The sequence below is a fragment of the Propioniciclava flava genome (assembly GCF_004126535.1).
In the GTDB taxonomy this organism is placed as follows: Bacteria; Actinomycetota; Actinomycetes; order Propionibacteriales; family Propionibacteriaceae; genus Propioniciclava; species Propioniciclava flava.
Map to the genome: position 1 here is coordinate 99,532 of NZ_PPCV01000007.1, position 21,059 is coordinate 120,590.

Annotated in this window: 20 protein-coding genes and 1 riboswitch; of the genes, 7 read left to right on the forward strand and 13 right to left on the reverse strand. The window is 68.2% G+C overall.

The features are described from left to right. The first annotated feature begins 13 nt into the window (after positions 1 to 13). Complete coding sequence (locus tag C1706_RS10815) at positions 14 to 562, forward strand: dihydrofolate reductase family protein (RefSeq protein ID WP_129459257.1); 549 nt, start codon at positions 14 to 16, stop codon at positions 560 to 562. A gap of 81 nt (positions 563 to 643) precedes the next feature. Here C1706_RS10815 and C1706_RS10820 read toward each other — a convergent pair whose 3' ends face one another. From C1706_RS10820 to nrdH, 5 genes are read right to left on the reverse strand one after another with little or no spacing between them, the layout of a single operon-like run. Beyond that, on the reverse strand, positions 644 to 1,843 hold the full coding sequence (locus C1706_RS10820; RefSeq protein WP_129459258.1) for a cobalamin-independent methionine synthase II family protein: 1,200 nt from the start codon (positions 1,841 to 1,843) through the stop codon (positions 644 to 646). 1 nt (position 1,844) lies between these two features. After that, positions 1,845 to 2,819 carry a class 1b ribonucleoside-diphosphate reductase subunit beta gene (gene nrdF, locus C1706_RS10825; protein ID WP_129459259.1) on the reverse strand — a complete coding sequence of 325 codons (975 nt, stop codon included), beginning with the start codon at positions 2,817 to 2,819 and terminating at the stop codon, positions 1,845 to 1,847. A 36-nt stretch (positions 2,820 to 2,855) separates the two neighbouring features. Next, positions 2,856 to 5,012: a class 1b ribonucleoside-diphosphate reductase subunit alpha gene (nrdE, locus tag C1706_RS10830; protein ID WP_129459260.1), complete on the reverse strand. Its 2,157-nt coding sequence runs from the start codon at positions 5,010 to 5,012 to the stop codon at positions 2,856 to 2,858. Beyond that, a complete protein-coding gene (gene nrdI / locus C1706_RS10835) occupies positions 4,931 to 5,434 on the reverse strand; it encodes a class Ib ribonucleoside-diphosphate reductase assembly flavoprotein NrdI (RefSeq protein WP_180316861.1) in 504 nt (167 codons plus the stop codon). Before nrdI ends, nrdE begins: the two co-directional genes overlap by 82 nt. Positions 5,435 to 5,441: 7 nt before the next feature. Continuing rightward, positions 5,442 to 5,678: a glutaredoxin-like protein NrdH gene (nrdH, locus tag C1706_RS10840; RefSeq protein WP_129459261.1), complete on the reverse strand. Its 237-nt coding sequence runs from the start codon at positions 5,676 to 5,678 to the stop codon at positions 5,442 to 5,444. Positions 5,679 to 5,804: 126 nt separating this feature from the next. Continuing rightward, positions 5,805 to 6,025: riboswitch (cobalamin riboswitch) on the reverse strand. Between the two features lie 275 nt (positions 6,026 to 6,300). Between nrdH and C1706_RS10845 the strand changes: the two genes are divergently transcribed. Further along, positions 6,301 to 7,407: a Gfo/Idh/MocA family protein gene (locus tag C1706_RS10845; RefSeq protein ID WP_206661094.1), complete on the forward strand. Its 1,107-nt coding sequence runs from the start codon at positions 6,301 to 6,303 to the stop codon at positions 7,405 to 7,407. 22 nt (positions 7,408 to 7,429) lie between these two features. Here the strand turns inward: C1706_RS10845 and C1706_RS10850 are convergent, their stop codons facing one another. Beyond that, positions 7,430 to 7,936: a flavodoxin domain-containing protein gene (locus C1706_RS10850; RefSeq protein ID WP_129459262.1), complete on the reverse strand. Its 507-nt coding sequence runs from the start codon at positions 7,934 to 7,936 to the stop codon at positions 7,430 to 7,432. A gap of 54 nt (positions 7,937 to 7,990) precedes the next feature. After that, positions 7,991 to 10,153, reverse strand: a complete 2,163-nt coding sequence (locus C1706_RS10855; RefSeq protein ID WP_129459263.1) for an alpha-galactosidase — start codon at positions 10,151 to 10,153, stop codon at positions 7,991 to 7,993. A gap of 109 nt (positions 10,154 to 10,262) precedes the next feature. On the opposite strand from C1706_RS10855, the gene C1706_RS10860 reads away from it, so the two are divergent. The 5 genes from C1706_RS10860 (at position 10,263) to C1706_RS10880 (ending at position 14,746) form a co-directional block, all read left to right on the forward strand. Further along, positions 10,263 to 10,715: a MarR family winged helix-turn-helix transcriptional regulator gene (locus C1706_RS10860; RefSeq protein ID WP_164987527.1), complete on the forward strand. Its 453-nt coding sequence runs from the start codon at positions 10,263 to 10,265 to the stop codon at positions 10,713 to 10,715. Positions 10,716 to 10,734: 19 nt separating this feature from the next. After that, a complete protein-coding gene (locus C1706_RS10865; protein ID WP_129459265.1) occupies positions 10,735 to 10,974 on the forward strand; it encodes a hypothetical protein in 240 nt (79 codons plus the stop codon). Between the two features lie 99 nt (positions 10,975 to 11,073). Beyond that, complete coding sequence (gene mgrA / locus C1706_RS10870) at positions 11,074 to 12,117, forward strand: L-glyceraldehyde 3-phosphate reductase (RefSeq protein ID WP_129459266.1); 1,044 nt, start codon at positions 11,074 to 11,076, stop codon at positions 12,115 to 12,117. Between the two features lie 106 nt (positions 12,118 to 12,223). After that, complete coding sequence (locus C1706_RS10875; protein ID WP_129459267.1) at positions 12,224 to 13,444, forward strand: hypothetical protein; 1,221 nt, start codon at positions 12,224 to 12,226, stop codon at positions 13,442 to 13,444. 369 nt (positions 13,445 to 13,813) lie between these two features. Then, positions 13,814 to 14,746 carry a hypothetical protein gene (locus C1706_RS10880; protein ID WP_129459268.1) on the forward strand — a complete coding sequence of 311 codons (933 nt, stop codon included), beginning with the start codon at positions 13,814 to 13,816 and terminating at the stop codon, positions 14,744 to 14,746. Positions 14,747 to 14,798: 52 nt separating this feature from the next. On the opposite strand, the gene C1706_RS10885 is transcribed toward C1706_RS10880, so the two are convergent. Genes C1706_RS10885 through C1706_RS10910 form a run of 6 tightly spaced genes read right to left on the reverse strand, consistent with a single transcriptional unit; the run spans position 14,799 to position 21,002 of the window. Continuing rightward, a complete protein-coding gene (locus tag C1706_RS10885; RefSeq protein ID WP_129459269.1) occupies positions 14,799 to 16,376 on the reverse strand; it encodes a hypothetical protein in 1,578 nt (525 codons plus the stop codon). A 44-nt stretch (positions 16,377 to 16,420) separates the two neighbouring features. Further along, on the reverse strand, positions 16,421 to 17,677 hold the full coding sequence (locus tag C1706_RS10890) for an MFS transporter (RefSeq protein WP_129459270.1): 1,257 nt from the start codon (positions 17,675 to 17,677) through the stop codon (positions 16,421 to 16,423). A gap of 7 nt (positions 17,678 to 17,684) precedes the next feature. Next, complete coding sequence (locus C1706_RS10895) at positions 17,685 to 18,089, reverse strand: fluoride efflux transporter FluC (protein ID WP_129459271.1); 405 nt, start codon at positions 18,087 to 18,089, stop codon at positions 17,685 to 17,687. Then, positions 18,086 to 18,502, reverse strand: coding sequence for a fluoride efflux transporter FluC (locus tag C1706_RS10900; protein ID WP_129459272.1), 417 nt, complete (start codon positions 18,500 to 18,502; stop codon positions 18,086 to 18,088). Before C1706_RS10900 ends, C1706_RS10895 begins: the two co-directional genes overlap by 4 nt. A 5-nt stretch (positions 18,503 to 18,507) precedes the next feature. After that, positions 18,508 to 20,214 (reverse strand): FAD-binding oxidoreductase, encoded by a 1,707-nt coding sequence (locus tag C1706_RS10905; RefSeq protein WP_129459273.1) that lies wholly within the window; start codon positions 20,212 to 20,214, stop codon positions 18,508 to 18,510. Next, complete coding sequence (locus C1706_RS10910; protein ID WP_129459274.1) at positions 20,211 to 21,002, reverse strand: SDR family NAD(P)-dependent oxidoreductase; 792 nt, start codon at positions 21,000 to 21,002, stop codon at positions 20,211 to 20,213. The genes C1706_RS10905 and C1706_RS10910 overlap by 4 nt, the downstream gene beginning before the upstream one ends. Positions 21,003 to 21,059 lie beyond the last annotated feature (57 nt).

The window sequence follows — 21,059 nt, forward strand, 5'->3', positions numbered from 1 at the left end:
GTAGGGTGAGGCGATGACGACGTTTCACGCGTTCCTGGGGTGCAGTCTCGACGGGTTCATCGCCGGCCCGGCGGGGGAGTTGAGCTGGCTCACCGACTTCGACGAGGTGCTGGGCGACACCGGCTTCGACGCTTTCTTCGCCTCGATCGAGGCGCTGGTGATGGGACGCGTGACCTACGAGGCCATGCTGCAGTTCGACCCCGCCTTCTATCGCGGCGTGCCGATCCACGTCCTGTCGCGCACGCTCGACGAGGGGGCTCACCCGAACCTGGGCCGTTCGACGGTGACGGTGCACACGGACCTGCCCGCACTGGTGGACGCCTTGGCTGCCGCCCACGTCACGCGCGCCTACGCCGACGGCGGGCGCACGGTGCAGGCGCTGCTCGCCGCCGGCCTGCTCGCGGACCTCGTCCTCACCCGAGTCCCGGTGCTCCTGGGGGAGGGCGTCCCGCTGTTCGGGCGTCTTCCTGCGCCGATGCCCGCACAGTTGGAGTCCGTCCGACAACTTCCCGCAGGCGCCGTCCAGTCGACCTACCGGTTCGGGACCGCCTCCCCTGAGTAGCCCGTGCTGTTTTGGCCCAGACCGACGCGCTTCCTCGGCGTGGAGTTCACCCGCACCTGTTCCCGACGGCGACTGGCGTCATCACCGTGCGGCGCGCCGCGCGCCCTCGCCCAATGCCTCCAGTTTCGCCCACGCGATATCGGGGTGGACGCGTCCGCCCAGGCCGCAGTCGGTCGAGGCGATGACCCGCTCGGAGCCGACCACGTCGGTGAACCGCCGGATTCGCTGGGCCACGAGGTCCGGATGCTCCACCACGGGGGTGGCGTGGCTGACGACGCCCGGCACGAGCACCAGGTCGTCGGGCAGTGCCACGTCCCGCCACACCGACCACTCGTGTTCGTGCCGCACGTTCGCCGCCTCGAAGGACACCTGCCCGACGTTCGCCTCGAGAACGACCGGCAGGATGTCGGCCAACGGGATGTCCGTCGTGTGCGGGCCGTGCCATGAGCCCCAGCACAGGTGCAGGCGAACGAGATGGCGGGGGAGCCCGGCGATCGCATGATTCAGGGCCTCCACGCGTATGCGGGTGAATGCCTGATAGTCGGCAACGGTGGGCTCTGGCGTGATCTGGTCCCAGTTTTCGGCCAACGAGGGGTCGTCGATCTGGACAACCAGACCGGCTGCCGTGATGGCGGCGTATTCCTCGCGAAGTGCCTCGGCCCACGCCCAGATGTGTTCCTCGTCGGTGGCGTAGAAGGTGTTCGCGACCCGCGCGGCGCTGCCTGGCGAGATGGCCGTCAGGAACCCCTGCTCCCCGGGGCGCAGCGCTGCGGTGAGGTGGGCGATGTCAGACGTCACGGCCTGGTGGCCCGTGTAGTGCAGCGGGCCCGTCGTCGTGGGAAAGCCGGTGGCGATCCGACCCGTGTCCACCCCACCACGATCCACCGGATCCGCGTAGACCCGGCTGAACGCCTGACGGTCGCGGCGATCGGCGAAAGACGTCAGCACCAGGTGGCCTGGGGTCGACTTCCGTGAGGCCTGATCCTGAGGCGTGGCCTCGGTCAGTTCCAGGCCGCTTGCCCGCTGGAACGAGTAGGACCACCACGCGCCGTAGTCCACGGCATGCGCCATGGCCTTGCCGAACTCCCCGTCGCCCACCAGGGTGACCCCCGCCGCACGCTGACGCGCGACCACGTCTGCCACGGCAGCTGCCACGAGCGCCTCATGCTCCTCTCCACCTTCCAGGGTCAGACCGTCCGGGCCGAAGCTGCGGGCGGCGTTCGCCTGCAGGAGGGCATCGGTGCGGGGCAGACTCCCCGCCGTCGTCGTTTGCGCGGTCATCTCAGAACTCCCAGTCGTCGTCGGTAGTAGTGACAGCTTTGCCCATCACGTAGCTGGAACCGGATCCGGAGAAGAAATCGTGGTTCTCGTCGGCGTTGGGGGACAGTGCGGAGAGGATGGCGGGGGAGACGTCCGTGGCGGCCTTGGGGAACAGGGCCTCGTACCCGAGATTCATCAGGGCCTTGTTGGCGTTGTAGCGCAGGAACGCCTTGACGTCCTCGGTGAGGCCGAGCGGGTCGTACAGATCCTCGGTGTAGGACTCCTCGTTGTCGTACAGCTCGGTGAGCAGGTCGAACGTGTAGTCCTTCAGCTCGTCGCGGCGCTCCTGGGACGCCTCGGCGAGCGCCCGCTGGTACTTGTAGCCGATGTAGTAGCCGTGGACGGCCTCGTCGCGGATGATCAGCCGGATCAGGTCGGCGGTGTTGGTGAGCTTGGCGCGGCTCGACCAGTGCATCGGGGCGTAGAAGCCCGAGTAGAACAGGAACGACTCCAGCATGGTGGAGGCGACCTTCCGCTTCTCGGCATCCTCGCCGTAGTAGTAGTCGAGCACGATCTTCGCCTTCGTCTGCAGGTGCTCGTTCTCCTCGCTCCATCGGAACGCCTCGTCGATCTCGGCGGTGGAGATCAGCGTGGAGAAGATGGAGGAGTAGCTCTTGGCGTGCACCGACTCCATGAACGCGATGTTGGTGTAGACCGCCTCCTCGTGCGGGGTGCGGGCGTCGGGGATCAGCGACACCGCGCCGACCGTGCCCTGGATGGTGTCCAGCATCGTCAGCCCGGTGAACACACGGGTCGTCATGAGTTGCTCGGCGGGCAGCAGGGTCCGCCAGGAGGGGATGTCGTTGGACAGCGGCACCTTCTCGGGCAGCCAGAAGTTGCCGGTGAGGCGATCCCACACCTCCAGGTCCAGGTCGTCTTCGAGGCGGTTCCAGTTGATGGCCTGGACGCCGCGCAGCAGGGTTAGTTTCTTCGTCATCGTCGTCTCTCAATCAAGAAGTGGTGGGAGGGGCGGTCAGAGCATGCAGCTCACGCAGCCGTCGACTTCGGTTCCCGCCAGCGCCAACTGCCGCAGCCGGATGTAGTACAGCGACTTGATGCCCCGACGCCACGCGTAGATCTGGGCGCGGTTCACGTCGCGGGTCGTGGCCGAATCGGGGAAGAACAGCGTCAGCGACAACCCCTGGTCGACGTGCTGGGTGGCCGCCGCGTAGGTGTCGATGATCTTCTCCGGGCCGATCTCGTAGGCGTCGGCGTAGTACTCCAGGTTGTCGTTGGTCATGTAAGGCGCCGGGTAGTAGACCCGGCCGATCTTGCCCTCCTTGCGGATCTCGACCTTCGCCACGATGGGGTGGATCGAGCTCGTGGAGTGATTGATGTAGCTGATCGACCCGGTCGGCGGGATCGCCTGGAGGTTCTGGTTGTACAGCCCGAACTCGGCGACGTCGGACGCCAGGGCCCGCCAATCCTCGGGGGTGGGCAGGGTGAGGCCCGCCTGCTCGAACAACTCCGCCACCTGAGGCGTCGCCGGGGACCACTCGCCCTCGATGTAGCGGGTGAAGTAGGCCCCCGAGGCGTAGTCGGAACGTTCGAACCCGTCGAAGCGGACGCCGCGCTCGGCCGCGATCCGACAGGATGCCCGCAACGCGTGGAAGGTCACCGTGTAGAAGTACAGGTTCGTGAAGTCGATGCCCTCAGCCGACCCGTAGTGGATGGACTCGCGGGCCAGATAGCCGTGCAGGTTCATCTGCCCCAGCCCGATGGCGTGGCTGAGCGCGTTGCCGCGCTCGATGCTGGGCACGCACGAGATGTCGGACTGGTCGGAGACGGCCGTCAGCGCCCGCACCGCCACCTCGACGGTGCCGCCCAGGTCGCCGCCGTCCATGGCCTTGGCGATGTTGAGCGACCCCAGGTTGCAGGAGATGTCCTTGCCGATCTGGTCATAACCCAAATCGGGGCGGTAGGTGGACGCCGAGGACACCTGCAGGATTTCCGAGCACAGGTTCGACATGGTGACCCGCCCGTCGATCGGGTTGGCGCGGTTCACCGTGTCCTCGAAGACGAGGTAGGGGTAGCCGGACTCGAACTGGATCTCGGCCAGGGTCTGGAAGAACCGGCGCGCGTTGATCTTGGTCTTGTGGATCCGGCCGTCATCGACCATGTCGCGATAGTGCTCCGAGATCGACACCTCGGTGAACGGCATCCCGTAGACGCGTTCGACGTCGTAGGGGCTGAACAGGTACATGTCCTCGTCGTCGCGGGCCAACTGGAAGGTGATGTCGGGGATCACCACGCCCAGCGACAGCGTCTTGATCCGGATCTTCTCATCGGCGTTCTCCCGCTTGGTGTCGAGGAACGCCAGGATGTCGGGGTGGTGGGCGTGCAGGTACACCGCCCCGGCGCCCTGACGAGCGCCGAGTTGATTGGCGTAGGAGAAGGAGTCCTCCAGCAGCTTCATCACCGGGATCACGCCCGAGGACTGGTTCTGGATCCGCTTGATCGGCGCGCCCGCCTCGCGCAGGTTCGTCAGCGACAACGCGACGCCGCCGCCGCGCTTGGAGAGCTGCAGCGAGGAGTTGATCGCCCGCGCGATGGACTCCATGTTGTCCTCGACCCGCAGCAGGAAGCAGGAGACGAGTTCGCCGCGCTGGGCCTTGCCCGCGTTGAGGAAGGTGGGGGTGGCGGGCTGGAAGCGTCCGGCCATGATCTCGTCGGTGATCCGCTCCGCCAGGCCCGGATCGCCCGCGGCCAGGGTGAGAGCCACCATGCAGACCCGGTCCTCGAACCGCTCCAGGTAGCGGGTCCCGTCGAACGTCTTCAGCGTGTAGGACGTGTAGTACTTGAACGCCCCCATGAACGTCGGGAACCGGAACTTCACCGCGTAGGCGCGCTTGAACAACGCCTTGATGAACGCGAAGTCGTAGCGCTCCAGGACGGCCGCCTCGTAGTAGCCCTCCTCCAGCAGGTAGTCGAGCTTCTCCTTCAGCGAATGGAAGAAGACGGTGTTCTGGTTGACGTGCTGCAGGAAGTACTCCCGCGCGGCGCGTCGGTCGGCGTCGAACTGGATGTGTCCCTGCGCGTCGTAGAGATTTAGCAGTGCGTTGAGCGCGTGATAGTCGAGGCGCGGGCCAGGCTGTTCGAGGCCGGTGTCGGTGAGCAGAGTCGTTGCCATGAGGAGGTCAGCCCTTCGCGGACGCGCCCAACGTCGTCGGGAGTGCCCATCAGTTCGAATCGGTAGAGGAGGGGGACGCCGCACTTGGCGGCGACGATGTCGCCCGCCAGGCCATACGCGGGCGCAAAGTTGGTGTTGCCGCCGGTGATGACGCCGCGCAGAAGCGCACGGTTGCCCGGATCGTTGAGGAACGCGATGACCTGCTTGGGGACGGCTCCGCGATCGTTGCCGCCCCCATAGGTCGGGACGACCAAGACGTAGGGATGGTCGAGGTGCAGGGCCGGTTCGGCGGCGCGCAACGGAATCCGCGACGCGGGCAGCCCGAGCTTGGCGACGAACCGGTGCGTGTTGCCGGACGCGGAGGAGAAGTAGACCAGCCGCACGCCGTCCTCGGGTTCGCTCCCGGGCCGTGGCGAGGTCACGGGAGTCTCAGGCTGCCGCGCGCCGGGCGGTCGCCTTGATCAGGTCGGGCCGAAAACCCGACCAGTGCTCCTCGTCGACCATCACGACGGGGGCCTGCTGGTAGCCGAGGGCCTTCACATGGTCGAGCGCGTCCGCGTCGGTGCTCAGGTCGACGACGTCGTAGTCGAGCCCGAGCTTGTCCAGCGCCTTGTAGGTGGCGGTGCACTGCACGCAGGAAGGCTGGGAGTAAATGGTGATGGTCATGTGGTTCGTCCTTATCCGTCGAAGAAGATCAGCGACGTGGACAAACGCGTGGACGCGGGCGCAGGGCCTGCGTGGCACACAGCCCTCCCACGAGGCTGAGCAAACCAGCACCGGAGGGCCGCGAGGGGCGAACCGGTGGCAGAGGCAGGTCTTCGGACTCGTGGGCGGGGTCGGCACGTTGGTGCCGGCCGTGACCTACTGGCCGTCGCTTCCCGGGAGGTGTCCCAGTGCTGAATGACGACGTTCGTTCCCACATACCGCTGCGGGGCAGTTCCGGATTCTCACCGGATTCCCTCTTGCGACGACCCGTCTGGCTGACGGGCCGAACCACTACGTCGACCACTATATACAGAAGTTGAGCGGCCGTGAAACCACTACATGTGGTGTCGGGAAGGTGGTGTTGAGAGGGAGGGGTGACGTTCGCTCCCCTCGTGCGGCACTCGTGGCAACTCGTTGCCCGCTCATGGCAACCTCACTATCGTCCGTAGCGGAGGGCGACGATCCCGCCGGCGGTCGGCGACGACGTCGCACCGCCCGGGGCCCTCCCCGAGGCATCGACGCGGCAGCCGCTTCGTCGGGGTCCGACACACTCGAAGCGATCGCGGCGGAGGCACTGCACGGCATGACCAGTTCCCAGGAACACGGAAAGATCTCGATGGCCACGGACGGGATGAACTACGCGCCCGCCCCGATGCCCAAGCCCGTCGTCGAACCCGGCGACTTCACCTTCTCGGTGGCTGCCCTCGACCACGGTCACATCTTCGGCATGACCGAGGGCCTCATCGGCGCCGGCGGGACGCTGAAGTCGGTGTGGGATCCCGATCCGGCCAAGCTGGAGATGGCCAAGAAGATCTTCCCGAACGTCCAGATCGCCCACAGCGAGGAGGAGATCCTCGCCGACGACGACGTTCAGCTCGTCGCCGCCGCTGCGATCACCTCTGAGCGGGCCCCGTTGGGCCTGCGCGTGATGGAAGCAGGCAAGGACTACTTCACCGACAAGGCGCCGCTCACCACGATGGAGCAGCTGGCTGCCGTGCGCGAGGCCACCGCCCGCACCGGCCAGAAGTACGCCGTGTACTACAGCGAGCGGATCCACGTCGAAGCGGCGGTCATGGCCGGTCAGCTCGTCGAGCAGGGCGCCATCGGGCGCGTCATCCAGGTGCTGGGCATGGGGCCGCACCGCCTCAACGCCCCCTCGCGTCCGGACTGGTTCTTCAACAAGGAGCAGTACGGCGGCATTCTGTGTGACATCGGCTCGCACAACTTCGAGCAGATGTTGTACTTCACCGGGGCGAAGGATGCCACCGTCACCGACGCCAACATCGCCAACTACGCCCACCCGGAGTACCCCGAACTCGACGACTTCGGCGACGCCCACATCGTCATGGACAACGGCGCGTCGGGCTACGTGCGCGTGGACTGGTTCACCCCCGACGGCCTCAGCACCTGGGGCGACGGGCGCACCGTCCTGCTGGGCACCGAGGGCTACATCGAGTTGCGCAAGTACGCCAACATCGCCACCCAGGAGGGCCCCGGCCACGTGTTCCTCGTGGACAGCAAGGGCGAGCACCACTTCAACGCGACCGGCAAGGTCGGATACCCGTTCTTCGGTGAGCTGATCCTCGACTGCCTCAACCGCACCGAGAACGCCATGACCCAAGAGCACGCGCTGAAGGCGGCCGAGTTGGCCGTCACGGCGCAGGCGAAGGCACGCGTCCTGGCGCCGTAACGATCGCACAAGAGGGGCGTGACTAGGCGTGCTGGTCGGGCAGGAACGCGGCGAGCGTGGTCGCCCACGCGCGGGCTCGGCTGAGGTCAACGTGGTCTTGTTCGGGTTTGCGGAGCACCCGCAGGAACAGGCGTGACACCCAGCCCACCTGCTCACGCACGTACCGCCCCGGGAAGGACTCCTCAGCGACGGCCGTGACGGTCGCCGTCGCGGCACGGTTGTAACCCAAGGCTTCGTCGCGCTTGTCCGGCTCGGCAGCGTTCAAGCAGGTGTTGAACACTGCCACCGGGCACTGCGCCAGCGAGGACGCCCGCGCGCTCAGCCATGCCAGCGCCTCCGGATACCACGTCGTGGCCCGAATGCCGCTGCCGACGACGACCAGATCCACCCCGGTGACCGCCGGATCCTCGGTGCCGAGATCAGAGAGCCGGACGCGATGCCCGGCACGAGAGAAGCAGTCAGCCAGGGCCGCGGCGACGTCTCGCGCTGCCTGCGTGCGGGTGGCGTACGTGACCAGGACCGAACCCATGGGCTCTACCGTAACCGTGCGACCGGGCAGGGCTGTGCGGGAACGCGAAGGTGGTCACTCCACCGCCTCGACGAGAAGGATGGCCGCGTGTTCGGGCGGCATCACCGGCGCCTCGACGCCGATAGCGGCCAGCATGGCGCCCGAGCCCACGACGCCCTCGCCCCACCACGGCGGGGCAGCGAAGCTCCACAGTGAACTCCCCGCACCGAACGGGACGACCCGATAGCGACGCTCGGCGTCCAGGCCAGGCATCCGGATACGGCTGCCCAACGTGACGGTGGGGGTGGCCACCACCGCGTAGGAGAACAGCGCGCGGGAACGATCGGCAGCCACTATCCCGCCGAGGATCACGCTCGGATCGGGGACGTCCACGCGGACCAGGTCCCCGCGCAGCAGCCACGAGCGCTGGGCCCGGTAGAACGCGATCCACTCGGCCAGTTCGGCGCGTTCCTCGGCGGAGGCAGCCCGCAGATCCCACTCGATGCCCAGGTGGCCAAACAGCGCAGTGGCCGCCCGGAAACTCAGATCATGCGAGCGCCCTGTGACGTGGGAGCGCCCGCTGGCGATGTGGGAGCCGAGCAGTTCTGGGGGCAGGAGTTGGGTGGTCCAGCGCAGCATCTGCTGCCGATCCAGGGGGTCGATGTTGTCCGACACCCAGACCCGGTCGGTGTACTCGGCAACGCCCAGATCGACCCGGCTCCCGCCGGAGGAGCACGACTCGATCTCCAGCCCAGGATGGCGCTGCTTGAGTTCGGCCATGAGCCGGTAGGCGGCCAACGTCTGAGCGTGGACGCCGGGGCGCCCTTCGGGGGACGTGCCCGCATCGCTCAGGTCGCGGTTGTGGTCCCACTTGATGTAGCTGATCGGGTAGGCGGTCAGGAGCGCATCCATCGCGTCGCGGACGTAGGCGTAGCACTCCGGGATGCCCAGGTTCAGCACCTGCTGATGGCGGGAGGCGACCGGGAGGCGTCCGCCGGTCGCCATCACCCACTCGGGATGAGCACGGGCCACGTCGGAGTCCAGATTCACCATCTCCGGTTCGAACCACAGCCCGAACTGCAGCCCCAGCCCGGTGACGTGCTCCACCAGCGGGCCGAGCCCGGCAGGCCACACCTGTGTCGAGACGAACCAATCGCCCAGCCCCGAGGTGTCGTCGCGCCGCGAGGAGAACCAGCCGTCGTCGAGGACGAACCGTTCCACGCCCGCCGCGGCGGCGAGGTCAGCCAGTTCACACAGCGGCTCCAGCGCGTGGGCGAAGTAGACCGCCTCCCACACGTTCAGCGTCACCGGGCGCTGGGCGTCCGGATGCTGTGGGCGTGCCCGGAGGAACCGGTGGAACCGGTGCGCCACCGCGTCCAGGCCAACACCGTAGGAGCCGTACAGCCACGGCGAGGTGTACTCCTCACCCGGCGCCAGGATGACCTCCCCGGGCAGGAGAAGCTCGCCGCCGCCCAGCACGCGCTCGCCGGTGAGGATCTGTTCCGCGTAGTGAACGTGGTTGCCCGACCAGCCGACGTGGACGCCCCACACGTCCCCCTGGGCGAAGCCGAAGCCCGGGACGCCCGCGTGCAGGATCGTGGCGGCGTCCGCCCCGGTGCGGCCGTGGCGTCCCTCGCGCAGGTGCGTCCCCACCGTGAAGTCGCGCCGTTGCGGAACGCGCTCATAACCCCAGCGTCCGGCGAAGTCGAGCAGCGTCGCGGCCCGGTCGGGCACCGGGTAGGCGAGGGTGAGGGCGTCGAGTTGGTAGGGCTGTGCGCCCGTGTTGGTGAGGGTGGCGCGGCTGCGCAGGAGCCCCCCTGCGGTGAGCGCGATCTCCAGGCTCAGCGCCAGCCCGGCCTGCGGGTCTGTGGCGTGCACGATCAGCGCGTGTCCCTCCGCGATCCCGCCTTCGGGGGGCAGCGGGTCGCCGTCGAGGGTCAGCGCGGAGACGGCGAAGGAGGGCGACCAATCCCGGCCTGCGCGCGACCCCTGCAATCCGGGACGCCCCGTCCAGCCGGTGTGCGCCTCAGGGAGGATCGCCAGGCGCGGAGGGACGTCTGGCATGTTGGGCGCCACCGGCGCTCGGGTCGCGGACGCGATGGCTGCCGCGTCGTCGAAGCTCAGCGAGCCCAGGTCGGCGCCCCAGTGCAGCAGGGCGGGGAGGCGTCCAGCGCTCACGTCCATCAGGACGCTCACGGCATCACGCCGCAGGGACACGAACATGGGTGCAGTGGCCATGGATCCATCCTGCTCGGCCCGAACCACTGATGCGAGCGCCGGGCGCTGTTGCCGAGGTGAGGGATCCATCGGGATTGACGATGGAGGGGGCTGGTCGCAGGCTGAGGTCATGACCGAACGGGGATGCGGGGAACGCTTCGAGGACGCCTTCCGGGCTCTCTACCTGGCCTATCACCGGCGCGACGGACCCCGCAGCGAGGTGCCCGCGGCGTCACGGGCGGTCTTGACGCATCTCGCGCTGACAGGGCCAGTGAGTGTGGGCGAACTCGCCCTGCATCTCCAGCGAGCCCAATCGGTCGTCAGCGAGATCGTCGCCCACCTCGTCCACGACGGCTACCTGGAACGGGACGTCGATCCGGCCGACCGGCGCCGCTCCCTGATCTGGCTCACCCCGCAGGGGCGCGCGCTGCTGGATCGCCTCAACCGCGTCCTCGACGTGCCCCGGCTGGAGGAAGCGCTCGCCTGTGATCCGAGCGCGGACGCGCTCATTGACGCCCTGAAGGCGCTTGCGGCGCGCGCCCGGCCTCCGCAGCCTGCTCCTCCCGTTTCCTCCCATGATTGATCGACCAAGGAGAATCACGATGACCACACTGACCTGCGAGAGTTGCAGCATGCCGATCGGGACCGGCCGGTATTGCGTCCATTGCACCGATGCCGAGGGCAACCTCCAAGGCTTCGAGGAGCGCTTCGCCGCGATGACGACCTGGCGCCTCGAGCGCGAACCGGGCCTTGACCGCGAGGCTGCCGAGGCCGAGACGCTGGCCTGGATGGCCACCATGCCCGCCTGGGCGGATCATCCGGCAGTGACCAGGCGCTCCTGACGCTGAGCCACCCGGCCCGCCCATGCTGGGCAACAAGCTGGGGCTGGCCGGCTCCCTGGGCTAGCGTGACGGTGTCCCGACCCGAAGGAGCCTGCACCGATGCCGATCCTCGACCCCTACCGCGCCGATCCCGACCGCTATGACGGGCGGATGCCTTACCGCCGCACCGGCGACAGCGGCCTCATGCTGCCCGCGATCTCGCTGGGGCTATGGCACAACTTCGGTGACGACGTTCCCTTCGCCCGCCAGCGCGACATCCTGCGTCGCGCGTTCGACCTGGGCATCACGCACTTCGACCTGGCCAACAACTACGGTCCGCCTTATGGTGCCGCCGAGGAGAACTTCGGACGCCACCTGCGCACCGACTTCGCCCCCTACCGGGAGCAGCTGGTGATCTCCACCAAAGCCGGCTGGGATTTCTGGCCCGGCCCCTACGGCAACCGCGGGTCGCGCAAGTACCTGCTGGACTCCCTGGACGCCTCGCTGGGCCGGATGGGCCTCGACCACGTCGACATCTTCTACCACCACCGCGCCGACCCGGACACGCCCCTGGAAGAGACGATGGGCGCGCTGGACTACGCCGTGCGCTCAGGCAGGGCCCGTTACGTCGGCATCTCGTCCTATTCGGCCACGCGCACGCGGCGCGCCGTCGAGATCCTGCGCGCCATGGGCACACCGCTGCTGATCCATCAGCCGTCCTACTCGATGCTGAACCGCTGGGTGGAGGACGGGCTCCTCGACACGCTCACCGAAGAGGGTGTGGGTGGCATCGCCTTCTCCCCACTCGCCCAGGGCATGCTCACCAACAAATACCTGGGCGGGATCCCCGACGGATCGCGGGCGTCCCAAGGCAAGTCATTGAGCCCCAACCTGCTCACGCCCGAGAACCTGGAACATATCCGCAGCCTCAATGACATCGCCGCAGGCCGTGGGCAGACGCTGGCCCAACTGGCGATCGCGTGGGTGCTGCGCCAGCCGGGGATCACCTCGGCGCTGGTGGGTGCCTCCTCGGTGAAGCAACTGGAGGACTCGGCGGCGGCCGTGACGAACCTCGACTTCACCGACGAGGAACTTCAACGCATCGACGCGGTGGCAGTGGAGGGCGGCCTCAACCTCTGGGCAGGTCCCAGCGCGGTCGAGTAGCGGCAGAACCACGCTCGGCGGCCCGGGCAGCCGGTGGCGGGACGTGCGTCCACCACGGTTGCCGGGGCTGCTTGTGGCGCCCCAGCCATGCTGGTTGGATTCTCCCATGGACACGCCGGACAGCAGGCTGCGGGCACCAGAGAGCACGATCCGCCTCACCCGCAGGGCAATGCTCACCGCGGCGGGTGCCGTCGCCGTGTCGTCCAGCCTCGCACTCCCGGCGATGGCCGGGGGCGATACGGGCGCGGCGTCGGACATGTTCGTCCCGCGGCCCGCGCAGCCCTGGATGAAGATCGGGCCGCAATCGATCAGGAACGCGGCCGACCTCTACTACCTTCCCTTCGACGCCCGGCTGGTGCGCTGGCCCTGGGCGCGCAGCCAAAACAAGACCCTGCAGGACGCCGCGGCGGCGATGGGGCCCAACGACATCCTGGTGTTGCCAGAAGATGAGCGTCCCTACGAGATCGACTCCTCGCGGGGCTTCACCACGCCGGGAGCGTGGCGGGCGATGGTGCGGGTGACCCGCGGGATCGCGGGCCTGGGGCCCGGGGCGGTCATCCAGCCGTCGGCGTCCTCGTTTCGTGCGGGTCGGCAGACGTATGCCGACGGGTTGCAGGAGAAGCTCATCGAGTCCGTCACGGACGGGGCGTTCTTCGGGAACTTCACCTTGCAGGGTCGTGATTTCGGTGAGGTCGCCTATCACGGCATCCAGGTCACCGGCAGCGACGCGACTTTCCAGGCGATCCGGTTCCAGGGAGCGCATCGCGGATGGATCGCTCAGCCTCCCGGGGAAGCGGGCGCCATCACGGCCTACTCGGGTTCGCGCATCTCCGTGCGCAACGTTGAGATCGACGGCCGGGATCCGATCACGGGAATCGCGGTGGGCACATCCCCGCTCATGTTCAACCGCAACCACCTCACGATTGTCACCGACACGTGGATGCATCACACGTCGATGGGCATGCCCACCTGGTGGGAGTGCACCGACATCTGGTCGGAGCGGATCTATCACAGCGACGTCGCGCAGGCACCGCGCGGCTGGTCGCCAGGGATCAACCTGGAGAACTGTTCGGGCAACCTCAACTTCATCGACCCCACGCTGCTGCTGGGCTACAGCCCCACCGGCAACACCGGACGTCACCTCAATGTGGGGGGTACGCGGGGCACCGTCGGGACGGTGGTCGTCCGTAACCCGACGTTCGACCCGTCCCTCGAACCCGGAAAGATGAGCATCCAGGAGTACGGCGCTCAGGCGTCGGGCGCGGTCCGCTACGAAATCCACGATGGTGGCGGCGTGCTGGCGCCTTACTCGCTGAGCCGCAGCTAGCGCCTCGGCGACGCTCGCCCCACGCTCACGTTTGTGATGCGCGTTGGGGGCTGGTTGTATCTACCCATGGTTACCCCGGAGCGCGGGACGCGGCAGCCGAGGTCAGCTCAGGTGGCCCGTCGAACGGTGTTAGGTGGGATCGCGGCGGCAGGTGTTGCCATCGGCGTGCCCGTCCTTGCACTGATGCCTCGTGAGGAGAAGCCGCCCACTCAGCCGTCGCCGTCGGCGCCCACCCCACGTGCCTTGACGCCTACCGAGCCACGCGCCACGACGGGACCACGTTCGGTGACGCGCCCCGAAGACGTGGAGCACCTGCCCTCTGGCGCTCGCCTGGTGCGATGGCGGTGGGCACGCAGCAGAAACAAGACGGTGCAGGACGCCGTGGCGACGCTCGGCGCGCGCGACATCCTGGTCCTTCTCGAGGACGAGCGCCCCTACGAGATCGATTCGTCGCGGGGCTTTCGGGGTGCCGGGGCATGGCGGGCGATGGTCCGGGTACCGCGGGGGATCGTGGGGTTGGGGCCGGGGGCCGTGGTCGAGCCGTCGGCGTCCTCGTTTCGTGCGGGTCGGCAGACGTATGCCGACGGGTTGCAGGAGAAGCTCATCGAGTCCGTCACGGACGGGGCGTTCTTCGGGAACTTCACCTTGCGGGGTCGTGATTTCGGTGAGGTCGCCTATCACGGCATCCAGGTCACCGGCAGTGGAGCCTCCTTCCAGGCGATGCGGTTCCAGGGAGCGCATCGAGGCTGGACTGCCCACGCGCCGGGGGAGGCTGCCGCCATCACCGCCTACTCCGGTTCCGATATCGCGGTGCGCAACGTCGAGATCGACGGACGCGATCCGCGCACCGGGGTGGCGGTGGGGACGTCCCCCCTCATGTTCAACCGAAACCGGCGCACGGTGGTCACGGACACCTGGATGCACCACATCGCCTTCGGGATGCCGAGTTGGTGGGAGTGCGCAGACATTTGGTCGGAACGGATGTACCTCAACGATGTCGCCCAGGCTCCTCAAGGCTGGTCGCCCGGCATCAACGTGGAGAACTCCACGGGCGACATGACCTTCGTCGATCCGACGCTTTTGCTCGGGTTCCGCGTCACCGGCAATACGGGCAAGCCCCTCAACGTCGGGGGCGACCGCGGGACGACGGGGACGATCACCATCCGCAACCCCACCCTCGATGGCGGGGCGGAGGCGGGAAGGTTTGGCATCCGGGAGTACGGGATCCAGGCGCCCGGCGAGGTTCGCTACACGATCGTGACCGCCGCCGGGGACGCGGTGCCCTACGACGTGTCCCGGTAAAGAGGACGCGGGGCGTCGCCGCAGGGTTCTCAGGCGGTGGCGCGCTGCTTGATCACAGCATCAGGTTCTGCGCGACGCGCGCCCAGGGCACCCCGCCGCGCAGGAGCATCACGGCCAGGGCACGGTCGATCGTGTGCTCGTAGGGGTAGTACGTCGTGGCTGGCGTGGGGGTGGCGCTCACGTGGGTACCGCTGTGCAACGTGACCTCCAACGACCTGACGCGTTCCGCGTCCGCCAGATCCCTGCCGGGGAACCACTGGGCTCCGGGGCGGGCCCACAGGTCACCTCGGGGTGTCCGTGCGGCGTACCGGGCCCGCGAAAGGGGGCCGTGTGCCGGGTCGACGGGCAGGACGAGCAGGCCGTCTGCGAAGACGTGAACGTCGATGATGGTCGCCTCAGCGGGTGCACCGGTCGCCTCCAGGTGGCAGAGGGCGCCCAGGTAGGCGTCACCCAGGTTCGGTGTGAGCACGGCATCGAGGTCGCCGCCCGCGTCGAGGAGGAAGGCCGTCAAGGGGGCGGCGGAACCCTGGGCCTGTGCTGCCGCGATGGCGGCATCCAGCCCTTCAGGCTCGTCCCAGATCACGAAGAAGTCTCCTCGGGCGGCCCAGTCGATCCCCGTGACCGACGCACCGAGTGCGGCGTAGGCGGCGACCCGAAGATCCCGCGCCGCGGGCAGTTCCTCACGATCGAGGAGAGAGCGTGGTGTTGGCGTCTCGCCCTCCACGAGGGACTCGGTGAGGTTGTTCCACCTCTGTGAAGGCGCCGCCAGCGCCGCGACGTCAGACCAGTCGGTGAGGGGAAAGGCGGGGGCGAAGAATCCCTCCTCGAGGCCGAGAAGTGACTGTTCCGCGCGTGCGAGCAGCGAGGACGCGGGGGCCGCCGGTAAGGGCAGCTGGGTCCGCGCGGTGGCGAGGTGTCGTACTGCCTCGGAGAGCGGCGCTCGCGCGCGAGCCTCATCGAACAAGGTGAGGTACGGAGGCAGATCGATGCCCCGGGCCGCCTCGGCCATGATCGCCAGGCCACGGTCCAGGTCCTCGGGGGAGGCCACTCGTGCGGACGCGGCGCGGCCGCGGGCGTCGGGGGAACCCTCACCCCGTGAGGCGACGGCCGCGTAGAGCTGTGCCTGCCACCGGGCCAGCGCTCCACCGGTCGTGGCACGGTGGTCCAGCCCCGTCTGGACGCGGTCCTTCGCGGACCTGGACATCTCGAAGGCGAGGAGCGCTACGAACTGATCGACGCTGAGGAGCGTCAGCAGGGGGTGCCCCGCCACGAGGGCGTGTGGGTCGGCGTGCGACCGGTGGAGAGTGAACCCTTGATCCACCCACAGTGTTGTGGGGGCTGGCTGGCGAGCGGCCAGCGCGGCCCGGTGCAGTGCGTCCCTCACCCGGGGATGTTCGGCCAGGTCAAGCTCGACGGCGTCGATGTGGCTGGGAGAGACAGAAGATGCCAAGCGTGGGCGGGTCGCCAGCGCCGCCGCTATCCCTGTCGCCACCAGCACGACGCCCAGCACGGGGTTTCGTGCCCCGAACGCGGCGAGCCCGCAGGCGACCGGAATCAGGAAGGCGAGGGCTGGCAGGCACCAGAGCGCGACGATACCGAGCCGGTTTCCGCCAAGGGCCGTGGGGCGCATCGATCTCCTGAAGCTGGGGAGCCCTCACTGTAGCGGGGCCCGCGTCACTCGGGATGGCGCGGAAGTTCGCGCTGGGCCCCATACCGGCTGACCAGGAAGGGGACTGCGGAAAGCCCCTGAATCAACGCCCCGATGATGATCGTTACGGGCGCGCCGAGCAGGCCCCCGCACCAGCCCGCCAGGAGGGCTGCGATAGGCATGACGCCCCACACCACGAACCGGATGGACGCATTCATCCGCCCCAACAGCGGGGGCGGGCACAACCGTTGACGTGCCGTGACCTGCACCATGTTGAACACCACGAACGCCAGGCTCGTCGTGCATTCGGCCGCCATCAGCGTGGGGAGAACGCCAGCGGAGGGGAGGTAGGCAGCCACGGCGAATCCAGCGACTCCCACGGTGCCCAGCAGCGTCGAGGCGCGCAACGACGGCCCTTCCCCGAGCCGTTCGGAGATCCGCGAGGCGAACAGGGCCCCGGCGATACCGCCGACCGCGCCCGCGGAGAAGACGACACCCAGCAGTTCGGGGGCCAGACCGAGGTCGCGCAGCACCACCAAGGTCAGCAGCGTGAAGATGATGGTGGAGCCGAGATTGCTCAGCATCGTCGAGGTGACCAGGACGCGGAGCAACGGTTGGCCGACGACGAAGGTGATCCCCTCGCGGATCTCCACCAGGAGGCGTTGCCGTTCGCCGACCGGACGGGGGCGCTCATCGTCGCGGATAGCCCCCAAGAGCAGCGCCGAGCAGGCGAAACCGACGGCGTTGATGAGCATGAGCCACGGGGCGGCGACGATGGTCAGCAGGGCGCCCGCGACGCTCGGACCACCCAGGCGGGCGATCTGGGCGGTCCCCTCCAAGACGCCGTTGGCGCGCCCCACCTGCTCGCTGGGCACCAAGATGGGCAGGTAACTTTGGTAGCCGACGTCGAAGAAGACCGTCGCGACCCCGATGAGCCCCGCGATCACGTAAAGGTGCCACACCGCCAAGATCCCCATGCTCCACAGCACGGGGATGGCGCAGATGGCGACCGCGCGGACGGCGTCCGCCACGATCATGACCTGCCGTTTGCGCATCCGATCAACCCATCCCCCTGCCAAGAGACCCACGAGGAGGAAAGCGGCAGTGTTGGCGGCGTTGAGGAAGCCCATGTCGGCTTCGGTGGCGTGCAGCAGCGTGACCGCGATCACGGGCATGGCGAGCGTCTGGAACTGGAAGCCGACCTGGCTGAGTGCCTGCCCGCCCCACAACAAGCGAAACCCCGGGTTCACCAGCGGCGAACCTGGGGAGACGGGAACACTCACGCGGAAATCATCCCATGGGCGGGATGCTTCGGACGGCCATCACTCCCAGCCAGAAGCCCAGTAGGCAGGCGATCATCATCGCCAGGGGGACCGCGACGACGCGGGCCCAGCGGCGGGCGCGCACATCCCGGGCCGTCTCCAGGGATGCGGCCGAGAAGGTCGTGAACCCGCCCAGCAGGCCGGTGGTCACGACAGGTTGCGCCTCCATCGACCCGGTCGCGGCCACGACCGCGCCCATGACGACAGCGCCGACGACGTTGACGACAAAGGTGCCACTCACCGTGGGGATGATCTCCTCATCGGAAGGGACAGATCGCCGCCGCGCCCGCAAGAAGGCTTCGTGACCCAGCACGAGAAGGTAGCGCAGGACCGATCCGACGCCACCGGCGAGCATCACCCACAGCCAGGTCACTGCTGCTCCTGGGCGGGCCACAGGCGGACACCGAGAGCGATGCCGGCGCACGCCAAAAGGATCCCGGCAACCACCTGCCCGAGGACGAACCACACCAACCAGGAGGTCACAGGATCGGCGATGGCCGAGGCTGCACCGGCGATGTCGACGGTGAAAGCGCTGTAGGTGGTGAATCCGCCCAGGACGCCGGTGCCCAGCAGGAGACGCCAGTGCTCGACGTCAAGGCCGCGGCTGTCGCGGCGGCCCCACGGAACCGTCATCACGAGTCCCATGAGGAACGCGCCGATGAGGTTAGCCAGGAAGACCGACCAGTTCGGCGGGACGCCCGGGATGTGGGGGATCGCCACGCCCAGGAGATACCGGGCGAGCGTTCCCACGGCCCCGCCGACGAAGACCAGCAGGAGCTTGATCATGGTGGTCACTCGAGGTTGTCGAACAGGGTCAGGGGTGCATCGATGACCTTGCCGGGGTTGAGGTGTGCGCCCGGATCGGCCGCATCGAACAGGGAACGCATGAGGGCGACGCCTTCGGTGGAAACCACCTGCTCCATCCAGGGGGCGTGCTCCATCCCGACGCCGTGATGATGCGACAACGTCCCCCCGGCGTCCACGAACGCCTGCTGGATGGCGGTCTTCACCAGGGCGTACTCGGCGTCGGGCTTCTCCCCGGCCTTGAACGCGAACGTGAAGTACAGGCAGGCGCCCGCATGGTAGGAGTGCGACAGGTGGCTCATGATCCAGCCCTTGCGGCCGAGTTGAGCGAAGGCCTTCTCGGCGGCCGCGTACACGGCACGATGGACGCCGTTGAGCTTCGACCAGGGGGCTGCGGTCTCGGAAACGTCCCCCATCACGTCCTGTTCCAAGAGGAAGTCGCGCAGGTAGGGAGTGTCGAACTTCTTCTGGTCGTACAACGCGCCGGGCCCGGTGCCCAGGGAGAGGGCGCCGTGACGGCGGGCGATCGCGTCGACGGCCTTGCGGCGGGCGGCCACATCAGCGGCGAGGCCCTCGAAGCACACGTAGCTGATGCACATCTGGTCGGTGTTCCAGCCACGACGCCGCATCACCGCCCACAACCCCGCCTGCGCTTTGCCTTCTAGCTTCTTCTTCAGCGTGGTGGCCGCCTTCTGTGTCGCCAGGGAGAAACCCGTCTCGTTGCCGTCGGAGATGCGCACGAACGTGGTGGGAACCTCGTCGGCGGCGATCTGCCGGATCGCGGCGACCGCCGACTTCCATTCGGGGTACATGTAGGCGACGACCACGCGCTCGGCGGGGAGGCGGTGTACCTGAACCCACAACTCGGTGATGACGCCGAGGCGCCCCTCCGAGCCGATGAACATCTCACGCAGCGAGGGCCCCGTCGACTCGCTGGGCACCGGACGCAGCGTCACTGTGCCCGCCGGACGCACCACCGTCATGCCGCGCACGATGCCTGCGATGTCGCCGTACTTGTCCGACTGCATGCCCGACGAGCGGGTGGCAGCCCAGCCGCCGACCGTGGAGTGGGTGAACGAGTCGGGCATGTGGCCCAGCGTCCAGCCGCGGTCGTTGAGGGCCTCCTCCAGCGCCGGACCTTGCATGCCACCCCCGACGCGGGCCAGGCCGGAGTCCTCGTCGAGTTCACGCAGCCCCGACAGCAGGCCGGTGTCCAGCGAGATGATCGGGCGCTTCTCGGCCGGGTCGAGTTGCAGCGAGCGAGCGATGTTCGTGCCGCCGCCATAAGGCACGACGACGGCGTCGTGCTCCACCGCCGCCGCCAGCACCCCGGCGACTTCGGTATCCGTGGCCGGGTAGACGACGACCTCGGGGAGACGGCCGTAGTCGCCGCGGCTGACGTGCAGCAGTTCGGTGACCGAACTGCCATGCCCGTGGACGACCCGCTCGTGGGGATCGACGCTGACCTGATCGGGTGAGGTCACGGCCACCAGGGCGGCGGCGAGGTCGTCGGGCAGCGTCGAGTCCGGCACGGTGTCCGGGTCGAAGGCGATGGTGTCGATCTTGCGCGGACGCAGGTCGATGTCGAGCGCCTTCTTCACAAACGGCGCGAACTGGGGCTTGTTCAGGTAGTTGAAGAACACGCCCTCCTCGCCCCAGCCCCACCACTTCATGTGCTTGACGTCGGGTGTCATGCCCGGTCTCCTTCCGATGCGGGACGCCCCGTGGCGCGCCCAGAGATTTTCGACGAGATGAAACGCATCAGCCCACCTGGCAACAGGCGCAAGGCGGTGGCGAGGATCTTGTAGCGCAGCGACGGTACCGAGATGACGACGCCCCGTGCCGCGTCCCGCAGCGCCTCGGTGGCGATCTGGTCGGCGCTGAGCCACAACACCGCGGGAACCTTGGATCGTTTCGCGCCTCCCTGAGCGTGAAACGAGGTGCGGACCCAGCCGGGCAGGACGGCCGTCACCGTGACCCCAGTGCCAGCTAGTTCGTTGGCCAGGACTTCGGAGGTGGCCAGCGTGTACGCCTTCAGCGCCGAGTAGGAATCCTGACGGGTCAGGGCCGAGACGGAAGCGACTGTGATGATCGTGCCATGCCCGCGGGCGACCAGGGACGGCGCGATCGCCGCAGCCAGGACGCGGGGGGTTCGGGCCATGGCCTCATAGGCGCGATCAGCGAGCGCTTCGTCGCCGCCGACCAGCGGCGTCTTCAGCGAGAACCCCGCATTGTTGATGAGGATGTCGACATCGCCGGTGCGCAGACGCGCCGCGACCCGGTCCACGTCGGCGCGGTCGCTCAGGTCGGCGGCGAGCGTCTCCACGCTCACCCCGAAGGCCGAGGCAAGGTCAGCCGACACCGTGGCGAGTCGGTCGTGATCACGAGCCACCACGATGAGGGGATGGCCTTGTCTGGCCAGCGCTCGGGCGAAGGCGAGCCCGATGCCGGAGGTGCCACCGGTGATGAGCGCTGCCCGCATGGGAGGTCACGCTACATTACGCTCCTCGTGCCGAGGCACCCCCAAGGTGTCGCTGGA